We start from the raw sequence: 15,269 nt of genomic DNA on the forward strand, positions 1-15,269 counted from the left end.
TATGATATCAATGATTGTGTATGATAAAGAAATACTAAAACGCAAACAGTATTGGTCTGATCAATTTAACATGGAACCCTATTTTGTGAGTATTCCAAATGATTTTCAATCTGAAACCCATGTAGAGGAAAAAGCAAGTCTGTCGATTACCATAGATGCAACAATAACCAATGAATTATTACGAGTTTGTAAATATTCGGATATGCTGATCTATACATTTTTATTAACTGTTTCTAAAATTTCGCTTTATCGATATAGTAGTAGCCAACAATTAGGTATTGGTGTTCCTTCGTATGATCCTGTTTTTAAGGTGATTCCGATCATTTCTCGACTGGAATCATCTCAATCTTACAAAGAGGTACTCATGGAAGTTAAGGATAATCTTAAAAAAGCATATATAAATCAAGACTTTCCAATTAATCAATTGTATGCTGAAGGGGAGTCTAGTCAAACGAATGATCGCCCACCTTGGTGTAAATGGGTTGTCTCACTTGATAACATTCATGATCCGACATGTATTGAATCAGAAGCAATAGATGTGGCACTGATGTTCGCCAGAGAAAATGAGGAGCTACGTGTAAGATTGTTGTATAACCCAACTTTATACTCAGAGTCTTCTATTAAGCTTTATGTCGAGCTTTATCTGCGCATTCTTAAAAGTATCTTGACTAACCCGTCTGCTGGTATATCTGAGGTTAAGATGTGTACTGAAGCAGAGGAAAAACAAATGCTTATAGATTGTGAAGGGACCTTACTGGATTACGATAAGAATTTAACATTAGCGCAGTTGTTTGAGAGGCAAGTAGCGTTACATCCAGAGGCTATTGCCATATGTGATGAAGATCGTCACCTGACTTATCGGGAATTAAATGAAATATCTAACCAATGGGCAAGTGTGCTAAGGCGGAAAGGCGTGTGTACCAATCAACCAATTGCAATAATGCTGGAACGTACAACAGAACTCATTATTGGCATTTTAGCGGTGACAAAAGCCGGTGGTTTCTACGTTCCTATCTCTACGGACTATCCTGTTGAGCGTATTCAATATATCTTAGAAGATAGTGGTTGTTTACTGGCGTTGACAGAAAAACGCTTGTTTCATAATGTCGATTTTAAGGGTCAATGGATATATTTAGATCGTGATGAAGCGAAGTTAGAAAGTATAGCCAATTTGCCGCTTCAAATTAATGCTAATGATTTAATTTATATGATCTACACCTCTGGTTCTACTGGGAATCCTAAAGGTGTAATGATTGAGCATGGTTCTGTTCATAACATGGTTATCGGTCATAAAAAACTATATAAAGATAGATTAGATTCTACTGATCGCTTTCTTGTTTGTACAAATATTTCCTTTGATGCCAGCTCATTTGAAATATGGGTCCCGCTTTTATTGGGAGCTAGGCTGGTCATGTATGCCAATGAAAAGTTTGATGTAGAGCGATTAGCTAATACGATGGTGCAAAAGGAAGTAACGATCGCCTTCATTCCGCCTACTCTTCTTAGCCCATTGTATACAAGGTTTGAAGAGTCGGGAATGTACTTCCCTCTTAAGAAGATGTTTGTGGGAGGAGAAACGGTTAAAGGAAGTGTTTTAGAGAATTATTTTAAATTAAATTCAAATCTAAATATTATAAATGCATATGGGCCGACTGAGACAACGGTAACTTGTTCTGGGTACCATTATGAGTCGCGAGATTTTGTCGATCAACATGTATCAATTGGAAAACCGATCGTAAATACACAGATTTATTTATTAAACACTGAGATGCAGCTCGTTCCAAGAGGAGTTTCTGGTGATTTATGGGTAGGAGGAGAAGGTGTAGCAAGAGGATATTGGAATCAACCTAACCTTACAGCGGAGAGATTTATCGATAATCCATTTAGACCAGGTACTAAAATGTATCGTACAGGCGATATAGCAAAACGGCTGTTGGATGGTAATTTACAGTTTATCGGACGTAGTGATCATCAAGTGAAAATCCGTGGTTATCGAATAGAGCCTGGTGAAATTGAGAACCAACTTCGTTTACACGAGGATGTTAGAAGTGCACTTGTCTTAGTAAAAGAGGATATACAAAATGAAAAATACTTGTGTGCTTATGTAGTACTGGATGGTGAAGTGACGAGTAATGATCTTCATAATTGGCTTTTACGGAAGTTGCCAGTCTATATGGTTCCAAGTACGTTTGTGATGGTAGATGACTTCCCCCTCACACTGAATGGAAAAGTGGACCATCGTGCACTACCTGAACCTAATGGAGACAAATCTACTTTACAAGAGAAGGACGCCTACTGTGCTCCACGAAGCCCATTGGAACATGAAATCGTGGAGTTGTGGAAGGAGGTGCTTCAAATCGAGCATATTGGTGTATTCGATAATTTTTTTGCTTTGGGAGGGCACTCACTAAAAGCAATCACTTTGACTAACAAACTAACGCAGAAAATGGGTGTGAATATACCATTGTCAGCTTTGTTTAAACATCCTACTGTTGCTGATTTGAGTCATATGATAAATGCCCATCAAGAGCCCCTAAATGAAAATCTAGTTTTGCTCAATAAGGGTAAACAATCGTTCCCACCTCTTTTCATAGTTCATGGACAAGGGGGAGGGATCATGAACTTTGTCTATCTCACAAAAGAGTTGGGCACAGAATATCCGATTTATGCTTTCCAGGCGACGGGATATGATGATGGTGATTCACCTGAATGGACTGTAGAGCAGATGGCAGCGCAGTACATTGCAGAAATGAGAGAGATTGTACCGAAAGGTCCCTACAATTTACTAGGGTGGTCTTTTGGGGGGATGCTTGCTTATGAAATGACCAAGCAATTGGAAGCGGATGGCGATACCGTTTCTTATTTAGCTGTATGCGATGTTAAACCTTTTCCGAGGAGTGAGGAGAAAGTATTGCGGGCGAACCAGGCTTACGATCCTTTAATTCGATATGCACTACTACAAGGGTTAGATGAGAATTTTTTAGATGGCATGAGCGAAGCGGAACAGATTAAAGCATGCCAACAACGAATTAGTGACCAACTGTCTGATGAAGTGCAATTAAATCAAATCTCTCATTCCAAACTTCGTGTGTTAGCTATTAATGGACTAGCAGTGAATAAATATCAGTTTAAAGGATCTATTCAAACTGATGTACACTTGTTTTTAGCCTTGGAAGATAGTTTGATTCAAATGAGTAAACCGGAAAAGATCGCAGAGATGTGGTCAGAGTTAACACGAGGACGGATCAAGCTTTCGCTTATAGATGGTAACCACTACTCGATGCTAGAACCTCCTCATGTGACACAACTTGTTCAAAATATTCATAGTCAGCTACGAGAGAAAACATTATAGATCACGATGAACCCGTAATAGGAGGAATATTCTTGAAAAATAGTACTGAACAAGAAATATTTAAATACGAATTGTCACATACACAGAAACGTTTTTGGCTTACTGAACAACTTGAATTTGTACAAGAATCAAGAGTAAGCGCGATGTCACATGTATCTACTGCATTTACATTAAAAGGGAAACTTGATCACTTTCTTTTTCACCAGGTGATGAACGGTCTAGTAAACCGTCATGAAATACTTCGCACATGTTTTATTGAGGAGGAAGGTAAGCCGGTTCAGGTCATTTATCCGACCATTGATTTTAAAGTGTCCCTTGTCGATGTATCCAATCACGAGCAAAACTTAAAGCACTTGGTGGTCGATGAATTGAATAAACCATTTGATCTCACTAAAGTGCCATTATTGCGTGCTACCTTATATAAGTTATCCGAGTCTGAGCACATGTGCCTTTTGGTAGCACATCATATTGTAGCAGATGGTTGGGCAATTGATATTCTCATGTCCGAGTTCGTGGCGCTCTATCGTGCGTTTGTCAATCAACAAGAGAACCCATTAGAACCCTTATCGATTCAATACAGTGATTTTGCACACTGGCATAACGAATTGCTAGAAGAGGGGGGCTTGGATGATCAACGTGAATTTTGGTTGAACAGATTAGCTGGTGAGTTACCAGATCTTAACTTTCCACTTGATGTGCCAAGACCGTCTATGCAAAGCTTTGATGGAGACGTCGTTCCGCTTATCATCGAAGGTGATTTGATGAATAAGTTAAAGGCGGCTTGTGAAAGGTTAAACGTTAGTTTATATATGTTTTTACTAGCAGCATTTAACGTGTTGTTGGCTAAATATACACGAAATGAAGATATTATCGTAGGAACCTCATTTTCAGGACGTGCTCATCCTGATGTGGGAAATTTAGTAGGGTGCTTTATCAATACTTTACCAGTTCGAAATCAAGTGAATGGAAATGAATCATTTGAAGACTTCGTTAAGAAAATGAAGCAAGCTGTACTAGAATTATCTGTCAATCAAGAATACCCTTTTGATCGTATTGTAGAGGATTTAGGGATCGAACGCAGTCTAAGTCGTAATCCAATCTTCGATGTTGTTTTTGAAGTTCATACATTGAGAACGGATAAACACACTGAAGTACAAGTGAACTCAGATCTTACTTTATCTTTTGAAAAGTCGATAGATCATATTAAGAATGCTGGTTTTGATTTTGCTTTTGAGCTATTTCAATCAGAAGGAAAGATTGATGGTTATATTCAGTATTGTACAGCACTTTTCCATAAAGAGACGATTGAACGACTAAGCCGGCATTTTATTCAGTTGGTCTCTCAAGTAGTAGAAAGACCAGAGCAAAAAGTTCGTGAGATTAATATGTTGCTTGAAGAAGAAAAAATGCAAGTATTGAAACAATTTAATCATTTACAGCAATCATTTCCTGTTCAAGTTCCTGTACATTTACTTTTTGAGGAACAGGCAGCTCAAACACCTGAAAACATCGCTGCCAGTTTTGAAGGAGTAGAAATTAGCTATCGCGAGTTAAATGAACGTGCCAATCGAATAGCCCATTTACTTCGGACTCAAGGGTTAGGCGCAAACCAATTTGTTGCAGTTGTAATGGAAAGAAATATAGATTGGTTGACTACATTGCTTGCTATTTTTAAGAGTGGTGCAGCTTATGTACCTATTGATCCTAACCTCCCAGATGAGCGTATTGTGTACATTTTGCAAAACAGTGAGTCGAAAGTAATTGTTACGCAGACCCATTTTGTGGAACGAATCAAACAAATGAACCATACCGCACAAGCAACGATATATCTTGATAAAAATCAGGATTACGTGAGTAATATGAGTATGTACACGCAAGCGGATGTAGAAATGTACCCATCAAACAATCTTGAACCCATCCAAACATCCGTAGATCTTGCTTATATGATTTATACTTCTGGCTCTACTGGCAATCCCAAAGGTGCTTTGGTGCGTCATGATGGGATGATTAACCACTTGTATGGGAAGATCGCTAGCCTAAGCATTGGAGCAGAGGATGTTGTGGTGCAAAATGCTTCTGTTAGCTTTGATGTATCTGTTTGGCAGGCTCTTGTCGCACTGCTTGTTGGAGCAAAAACGTCCATCGTTTCCTTTGAAGTAGCTCGTGATCAATCGTTACTGCTGGAGCATTTACAAAAAGAAGAAGCTACGGTGGTTGAAACAGTCCCCACACTGCTTTTTGCTTTTCTTGATACCGTGCAAGGGCTAGTGAAAGATAAACGACAACTCCCTCAATTACGGTGGATGATTGCGAATGGTGAAGAGCTTCCGATTAAATTAATGAACAGCTGGTTTGAAATTTACCCAAGTATTAAGCTCGTCAATGCTTATGGTCCTACAGAGTGTTCTGATGATGTGACACAGCATGTTATGACCTCACTGGCTGAAACGGACATTCTCCGAGTTCCAATTGGTTGCCCACTACCCAATTTAAGTTTATATATTGTCGATCAATACCATCATTTAGCACCTATTGGTGTTAAAGGTGAAATTTGGGTTAGCGGAATTGGTGTAGGTAATGGTTATTGGAAAAATAGTAAACTTACACAAGAGAAGTTCATATCAAATCCTTTTGTGGATAATGACACGAAATTACGTGTATATCGAACTGGTGATTTAGGTTGTTGGAGGCCAGATGGATCAATAGAGTTTTTCGGTCGAATCGATTTTCAAGTGAAAGTTCGTGGTTTCCGTATTGAGCTGGGGGAAATTGAAAATGTAATAGGAAACCATCCACAAGTAGATGAAGTCGTTGTTATAGAGAAGCATACCGTTACGGGTGATAATATGCTGGTAGCTTTCTATACAAGCAAACACTTACTAGAAACCAATATTTTGCAGGAGAATTTACGTGAAATTCTACCGTATTATATGATTCCTACTCATATCATTCGTATTAATGAAATGCCGCTTTTAGCAAGTGAAAAGATAGATCGTAACAGGCTCAAACAGTGGAAAATCAAAGAAAATGAAAAACTGGAAGCATCTTTTCCGAAGACACCAACAGAAATAAAGATCGCTTCTATTTGGGAAGAAATTCTCGGATGTGACCAGATCTGTGCTACGGATAACTTTTTCCATATTGGTGGCCACTCAATTAGTGCGGTCAAAGTAATTAATAGAATAAACAATCACTTCGAAATAAAAATAAATCTTCAGCAAATTTTTATTACGCCAATACTTAGTGATTTAGCTAATGTTGTTGATACAGAGGTTACGAAGAGTAGTGTCAAAAAGCAGGAGAATCATTTACTTCAGCGAATGCCGGATCAAGAAACATACCAATTAGCCCCCGTTCAATTGCCAGAATGGTATTTGCATAATCTTGAGCCTGAAAATCCATTCTACAACGTCAGCTTTGATGTAATGTTTCATGGCGACATGAACTTGCATGCGTTTGAAAGGGCCTGGAATACCATTGTAATGCGTCATTCAGTTTTACGTACTACATTTAAGAATGATAACGGCGTACCGTTCCAGGTCATATCACCGTACATGGAGTTCAAGCTTGATGATATCTATGATAATTATACACATATACTGGAAGAGGAAATGGATCAAGTGACCAGAGAGCTGGCTCTTGCACATGCTAACCGTCTGTTTGATTTTGAGAGAGGTCCTTTGTTTTATATCAAATTGGTCGAGTTTCCTGGTAAACAATTTTTATTTATGTTTGTAAGTCACCATATCATTTGGGATGAAACTTCCTCTATGAATCTTATGAAAGAATTAAAAGAATTATATAATGCCTATGTGACTGAACGTGAACCCCTACTGCCAACCCTTGAGGTAGATTATAAAGACTACGCTCAATGGATGAATCGTGCAATTGAAAAAGGCTTCTTGGAGGAACAACGTCAATATTGGCTGAAAAAGCTATCGAACTTATCATCAGGACTTAACTTACCAACAGATTATCCAAGGCCTCCCATGGTCACCTTCAATGGAGGAACCATTCTGGGGAAATTTAAACCAGATTTACAGGATCAAGTGTACAAGTTTTGCAAACAAAATAATATTACTTTATATATGTTTTTACTCGCAGTTATGAACTTGCATATGCATCGTCTAAGTGATCAAAACGATTTTGTTTTGGGTTCCCCAATTCTCAATCGAGATGATGTAAAGCTTGAAAATATGTTAGGTTTGTTTGCTACAGCTATACCATTACGTTTCACGCTCGATCATCGAGACATGACATTTGAACAGTTACTTAAACAAAGCAAACAGACGGCAATAGAGGCATACGATAATCATATTTATCCAAGTAATTTTGTAGTTGAACAAATTCATGAAAAAATCGACCTTTCACGTTCAAAATTGTTCTCAGTCATGTATGGTTTACAAAATAATAAACAGAATTTGATGAGTGATCTTCAATTTGATGGATTAACTTGCAACTTTAAAGTATTTGATTTTCTTGAAAAAAATTCTCGTTTTGATTTAACATTTGCTTTTGATGAATTGGAAAGCGGTATCGAAATTAATCTCAACTACAACTCTGATTTGTTCAATAAATCAACGGCAGAACGTATGATTAATCAGTTTATCTGGTTGACAGAGCAGGTGATTAGTACTCCGAAAAAGCCGCTTTATGAATATTTGCTACTAAGAAACACGGAGAAACATAAAATGATAGGTGAATGGAATCATTCGGATCATATATTTAATGATCATATTTGTATTCATGAAATGATGGAACGGCAAGCAGAGAAGACACCAGATTATCCAGCTGTATTGTACCAAGATAAAATCATCCGTTACCGTGAGTTAAATGAAAGAGCCAATCGCTTGGCACATTTACTTTGTAAACTTGGTGTACAACCTGAGAATAAGGTAGGAGTTATTTTTGAACCTTCAATTGATATGATTGTAGCCCTCTATGCTGTGTTAAAAGCAGGTGCTTCTTATGTTCCGCTTAGTCCTGATTTGCCTATTAACCGTAAAAAGATGATTGTTGAACGTTCGCAAATGGAAGTTTTGATCACCACAAGTCAATTTTTGAACGAGAATCTAGCGTTTAACGGGAAAATTGTCCAGATGGATACTGACATCAGTATAATAAATGAACAATCTTCTCAAAATGTAAATCTTCCTACATGTGCTAAACAATTGGCTTATGTCTTGTTTACTTCGGGGACAACGGGTACGCCAAAAGGAATTGAAGTGGAGCATAGTGGTGTAATAAATCTTTTTGAATGGAGTCAACAAAAATATTCACTTTCAGATACAGATGCAACACTACTCATGACACCTTACACGTTTGATGCATCGTTGCTTGAAATGTTTTGGCCTTTAATGCATGGAGCGAAGGTTATTATCCCAAATACAGAAGAACTGAAGGATCCGGCTGCTATTGGTCAGTTAGTGAGAGCGCATCAAATTACTATTCTCCAATTTGTACCTATTCTGCTGGAAGCTTTTGTTCAAGCGAAAAAGAAAAGCCAGTTCAGTGAACTACCATCACTCCGATATGTAATCTGTGGAGGTGCCGTACTCACCAGAGAATTGCGCGATCAATTTTTAAGTCAGTTTGATTGCCATCTAAGCAATCACTATGGTCCTACTGAAATAACTGTAGACGCCATTACATTCGATTGTAATGAATCTTTTGAAGGTAATACGGTTCCGATTGGGAAGCCTATTGCCAATACGAAAGTATATTTACTGGATGAGCAAAGACATATCGTACCTGTAGGAGTGCCTGGAGAGATTTATATAGCTTCTCCTGGGCTAGCACGCGGTTACTTGGATGATAGAGAAGAGACTAATCGAAAGTTTGTACCCAACCCATTTTCCGCGGATCCTGACTCTAGGTTGTATAAGACAGGTGATAGGGCAAAATATCTGGAAGATGGAAACATGGTCTATATGGGACGCCTTGATAATCAGGTAAAGGTGCGTGGTAATCGGGTAGAATTAGAAGAAGTCGAGAATGGATTATCCTCTCATAGTTCTGTTAGTAGATGTGCAGTAATTCATCAAAAAAATAATCGGACAGATAATCTTTTTGCCTATATCCAACTTCAGGAAGAAGGGGATGAGCTTCAGCTTGAAAAAGAAAGGCTTAAGTTATTTACCCTTTCGCAGTTTCCAAATCTAAAACTTAGGATGGATGAAATCCATGCGACTGCATGGCCGGAGTTCTTTACTAGAGAAGAAATCCAGAATAAATATTGGCCAAAACTGTTCACTCAATTTACTAAATATCAGTTAGGCTTGATCGATGGCACAGGAGATGTGGTAGCTGTTGGCAATACAGTTCCCATTTATTGGGATGGAACAAAAGAAAATCTACCGCAAGGTTGGGATGATGGATTGGTTAGAGGTTTTACAGATTCTAAGAGCAATGAGAAGCCTAATACATTGCTCGTACTTGCGGGAGTAGTAGATGAGGCATATCAGGGGAAAGGGATTGCTGCCTTACTAGTTAAAGCATTTAAAATGTTAGCCTATGGACATGGCCTGAAGCGTTTGATTATCCCTGTTCGTCCTACTGGCAAAAGTGATTTTCCAAATATTAATTTTACAGAGTACTGCGATATGCGCAGGGAAGACGGATTATCTGTAGATAATTGGTTACGTACGCATGAACGTGTAGGTGGGCGAATCATTCATAAAACTGAAAAATCTCAGTATGTTAAAGCTAGTATTACGGAATGGCAAGCATGGGCTGGGACTCCATTTATACGGAGTGGTTCATACCATGTGCCTAAAACATTAGCACCTGTCCAGATTGATTTGGAACAGGAGATTGGAGAATATTGGGATCCTAGCGTTTGGATAGAACATTCATTAGAATCAGCACTCCCTTGGAACTATATCGACTCGGAAATCATACAGAACCATTTAAAACAATTGATGCCGGATTATATGATCCCACATCAGTACATGTTTCTTCATGATATGCCACTTACAAGCAGTGGTAAAATTGATAAAAACGCATTACCAGAGCCAAATTTAAGTCAAAATCTACAAGAAATGATCTTACCGCAAAATGCGATCGAAGAAAAAATTTTAAATATATGGAAAGAAATTCTGCAGGTGGAAGCTATCAGTGTTACCGATCAATTCTTTGATTTGGGGGGACATTCGTTAAAAGCTACTCAAATTGTGACCCGGGTGAGTCGGACATTTGGTGTTTCATTTCATCTTCGCGAATTGTTTAAATCTGCAACGATTCGCGCCTTGGCTCAAGTAGTAGAAATTAAGTTAAAATCTCAGACCAGTGATGGAACGACTTTTAAAAAAGTAGAACGTCGTACCAAGAGTAAAAAATGAAATTTTTGCATCAATATGGTGTAGGATATCCTTCCTACACCACTGTTAAACAATCTAAGAAAAAAGGAGTTTACGCATGAGTGATTTTGAATTATACGAATCATCTTCGGCTCAAAAAAGGATTTATCTGGTTAATCAATTACATGGCATTCATACAACATATAATCTCCCCTTTGTGATGATCGTAGAGGGGAAGCTTAACAAATCTCGTTTAAGTACAGCTGTGACCCAATTAATTCAAAGGCATGAAACGCTACGTACAAGTTTTGTGGAAGAAAAAGGTGAGGTACTACAGAAAGTCTATGAATATCTCGATGTGTCTGTGATAGACAGAGGAACAGTCACTAAAGATCAAATAGACGATCTTGTACAGGCATTTATTCGACCCTTTGATCTTCAGTCAGCGCCTTTATTTCGTATAGAGCTGGCTGAGCTTTCATTTGATAAGCATATACTAATGATGGATGTCCATCATATCATTGCAGATGGGACTTCAATGCAAACCATTTTTGAGGAAATCATGGCTGTGTATAATGGTGCTGAACTTCCTGAATTAGATGTGCAGTATGTAGACTTTGCGATCTGGCAGAACGACTTCTTTCAAACTGAAGTGATGAAAACTCAAGAAGCATTCTGGATGGATACCTTTGCTGAAGAGATTCCTATACTTGATCTTCCATTAGATTTTCCGCGTCCACCTGTCCAGTCATTCAATGGAGATAAATATTCGTTTACTCTTGATGCTGATTTAACTTCAAAGATTCATCAGTTTACTAGGCAAGAAGGTATTACACTCTACATGTTTTTGCTTGCGGTGTACAATCTATTCATGTACAGATATAGCGGGCAGGAACGAATTATTATCGGTTCACCCATTGCAGGTCGTAAGCATGTAGAATTTGAGAAAATGATAGGTATGTTTGTTAATACGCTGGCGATGCTGAATGAACCAAAGGGTGAGAAGTCTTTTCGTTCCTTTTTACAGGAGGTAAAGGAAAATGCTTTGCAAGCTTACGAGAACCAGGATTTTCAATTTGAAGAGTTGGTTAGAAAGTTAGATATCCCACGAAATTCGGGTAGACATCCAATATTTGATACCATGTTAGTTTTACAAAATACGGATAAGACAGCGATAGAAATGGATGGCCTCACCTTCACTCCTTATCAAATAAAGTGTAAAACGACTAAGTTTGATTTATTAGTTGAAGTATTTGACCATGAAAATGAGTTAAAAATAAACTTCGAATATAATACGGGTTTGTTTCAAAAGGAAACGATTCAACGCATGGCGACACATTTTAGTAATTTAGTTCAAAATACATTGATGAATCCGGAAAATAAATTATTTGAATACGAAATGATTTCAGAAGTAGAGAAACAAAAAATCTTATTTGATTTTAATGATACCCAATTCGACTATCCGCGAGAAAAATCGATTACACAATTATTTGAAGAGCAAGTGGAGAAAAAAGCCAATCATATCGCGCTTATTTATCAAGATCATACACTTACCTATCAAGAGTTAAATAATCGGTCTAACCAGTTAGCACGCGCTTTACGAAAGAAAGGGATAAAATCGGGAGAAGTCATTGGATTGATTACTGATCGTTCGATTGAGATGATCATTAGTATTTTGGCGATATTGAAGGCGGGTGGTGTATACCTTCCGATTGAGCCTAATCAACCTGAAAAAAGAATTCATTATATGTTAGAAGATTCTAGTGTCAATCTACTACTCGTACAAAGAGAAGGAATGATACCCAATCGATATAGTGGAGAGATCTTAAGACTAGACGAAAAAGATTGGACAAAAGAGTTGACTGATAACCTACTCATAATGATTCAACCACAGGACTTAGCCTATGTCATATATACATCAGGTTCAACTGGAAAACCGAAAGGGAGTCTAAATACACATCAAAATGTAATTAAAACCATAAACAACGGAGTGATTTCAGTTGATGAAACAGATCGGATTTTACAATTGGCTAACTATGCCTTTGATGGATCTACTTATGAAATATATACCGCTCTGTTACAGGGAGCACCTCTTGTGCTTGTTCCTAAAGAAGCCTTGTTAAACACAGTAGAAATAACTCGATTGATTCGTAAACATAAAATTACCTCTACCTGTATGACGACATCATTGTTTAATACCATAGTAGATCTAGATACGGATTGTCTAAGGGGTATGAGAAAGTTGTTATTTGGTGGTGAAAAGGCTTCTGTTAAACATGTACAAAAAGCGCTGAATGTAATGGGTGCGCATCGACTCATTAATGCATATGGCCCGACGGAAACAACTGTATTTGCCACGCTCTACTCGGTAGATGATCGTGCAATGAATATGAATACGATTCCAATTGGGTATCCTGTGCATAATACGACCGTTTATATTTTAGGTGATCATAACCAGTTACAGCCAATTGGAGTCCCTGGAGAGTTGTGCATTGGTGGAGAAGGACTGGCAAAGTGTTATCTAAATCGTCCTGAACTTACCGAAGAAAGGTTTGTAATGAACCCCTATACACAGGAAAGAATGTATCGAACCGGGGATCTTGTACGGTGGTTACCTGATGGAAACATTGAATATTTTGATCGAATCGATTCACAGGTGAAGATTCGTGGTAACCGAATCGAATTAGATGAGATTGAAATAAAATTATTAGAACATGCTGCTATCTGTGAAACCGTATTAGTTGCTCGTACAGATGAGGGGGGGCACTCTTATTTATGTTGTTATCTGGTGACAAACGGAGACTGGACAGTATCAGAACTGCGTGATCATTTGAAGTGTTCTCTACCAGAATACATGATTCCTTCTTATTTTGTGGAGCTTGAGAAGTTACCTCTAACATCTAGCGGTAAATTAGATAAGAAGTCATTACCTGAACCAAACGGAAACTTAGAAATGCATGAGGCATACCAGGCGCCAACGAATCGCGTAGAGAACATGCTTGTTCAAATCTTTGAAGAAATACTGGGAGTAAGGTCAGTTGGCATTCATGATAACTTCTTTGAGTTAGGTGGACATTCGTTGAAAGCTACAAAATTAGTAGCACATGTTCATAAAAAACTAGAGGTAGAGTTACCCATACAAGAAGTATTTGCACACCCTACTGTAAAAGAAATGGCAATGTATATCCGAAACGCTGAAGAAAATCCTTATGCTTCAATTCAACCGATTAAGAAACAAGAACATTACGCACTAAGTCCAGCACAAAAACGGATGTATATTATGAATCAAATGGATCCTAGTAGTACAGTCTTCAATATAACGGACACTATGATGGTAAAAGGTAAACTTGACTATGAGTGGTTTGAGAATGTATTTAAACAAATGATAGAGCGTCATGAGTCGCTCCGAACTTCTATTTCTTTGAGGGAAGGTGAACCGGTGCAGATCGTGCACGATGAAATTCCATTTCAAATCGATATAATGGAAGAGGAATGGGAGAGCATAAATGACAATCTCATAAAGCGATTCATCCGTCCGTTTGATTTACATAAGGCACCACTTATCCGTGTCGGATTGATAAAAGTAGATTCTGACACACATCTGTTTATCCTTGACATACATCATATTGTTGTAGATGGAACATCGATAGGTATATTAAGCGATGAATTTGTCCGTTTATGCCGTGGTGAGGCACTACGTCCTTTACGTATTCAGTACAAGGATTTTGTTGCTTGGCAAAATGACATTTTACAATCCGAAATAACGAAAAAGCAGGAAATTTACTGGTTAGATCAATTTCACGGTGATATTCCAGTGTTGCAACTACCTACAGATTATCCACGCAAAATGGATGTTGATTATAAAGGTGACTCCGTTCAAAGGGTGTGGAATAAGGATCAATTGGAATTTCTGAAGCGTTTTTCGCGAAAAAATGGGACTACCTTATTTATTACTTTGTTAACTGCTTACAATATCTTGCTCCACAAATACACAGCACAGGACGATATTGTAGTGGGTACTCCCATTGCGGGAAGACAACATATCGACTTAGAAAATATCGTAGGGATGTTTGTTAATACGTTAGCCATTCGAAACTATCCTAGGGCGGATAAGACAGTACGAGAATTAATTAAAGAAGTAAAAGAAAATGTATTTAAAGCATATGAAAATCAAGGATATCCGTTAGAAGAATTGGTGGCAAAATTAGGTACTTACCGAGATGTCAGCCGTAATCCACTATTTGACACCATGTTAGTCATACAAAATATGGATATTCCAGATATTCAAGTGGATCATCTTCAGTTCCAACCCTATCAAAGAGGAACGGGTACTTCGCAAGGCGATCTGACTTGGATTGTAAACGAAAAAGCAGATAGTCTTTCAATTGAAGTAGAGTATCGCGCAAATTTATTTAAACGAGAGACCATTGAAGCGATGGTGCAAGATTTCTTTACTGTACTGCAGAAAATGGAAGAAAATATGGATGAATTGATCGTTGATCTGTCTATTCGTGAAAAAAAAATTGTCAGAGAAGTTGAATGGCTAGCTGCTTTAGAAGATGATTTTGTTTTATTTTAAAAAGATAAGTAGCCACAAAAGTCAACCTTATTAAATGGGA

At 37.9% G+C, this 15,269-nt stretch carries 3 protein-coding genes; all 3 read left to right on the top strand.

What is annotated here, in order from left to right; all coding sequences use genetic code 11:
- The first annotated feature begins 1 nt into the window (after nucleotide 1).
- The 3 genes from IC619_RS11315 (at nucleotide 2) to IC619_RS11325 (ending at nucleotide 15,229) form a co-directional block, all read left to right on the top strand.
- Nucleotides 2-3,352 carry a non-ribosomal peptide synthetase gene (locus IC619_RS11315; RefSeq protein ID WP_191140357.1) on the top strand — a complete coding sequence of 1,117 codons (3,351 nt, stop codon included), beginning with the start codon at nucleotides 2-4 and terminating at the stop codon, nucleotides 3,350-3,352.
- 32 nt (nucleotides 3,353-3,384) lie between these two features.
- Nucleotides 3,385-10,692 carry a non-ribosomal peptide synthetase gene (locus IC619_RS11320; RefSeq protein WP_191140356.1) on the top strand — a complete coding sequence of 2,436 codons (7,308 nt, stop codon included), beginning with the start codon at nucleotides 3,385-3,387 and terminating at the stop codon, nucleotides 10,690-10,692.
- Nucleotides 10,693-10,768: 76 nt separating this feature from the next.
- Complete coding sequence (locus IC619_RS11325) at nucleotides 10,769-15,229, top strand: non-ribosomal peptide synthetase (protein ID WP_191140355.1); 4,461 nt, start codon at nucleotides 10,769-10,771, stop codon at nucleotides 15,227-15,229.
- Nucleotides 15,230-15,269 lie beyond the last annotated feature (40 nt).

This window comes from Polycladospora coralii (assembly GCF_014773435.2).
In the GTDB taxonomy this organism is placed as follows: domain Bacteria; phylum Bacillota; class Bacilli; order Thermoactinomycetales; family Thermoactinomycetaceae; genus Polycladospora; species Polycladospora coralii.

Coding starts and splice junctions, on each gene's coding strand:
- IC619_RS11315 (WP_191140357.1), top strand. CDS start 2: ATGATATCAATGATTGTGTATGATAAAGAAATACTAAAACGCAAACAG.
- IC619_RS11325 (WP_191140355.1), top strand. CDS start 10,769: ATGAGTGATTTTGAATTATACGAATCATCTTCGGCTCAAAAAAGGATT.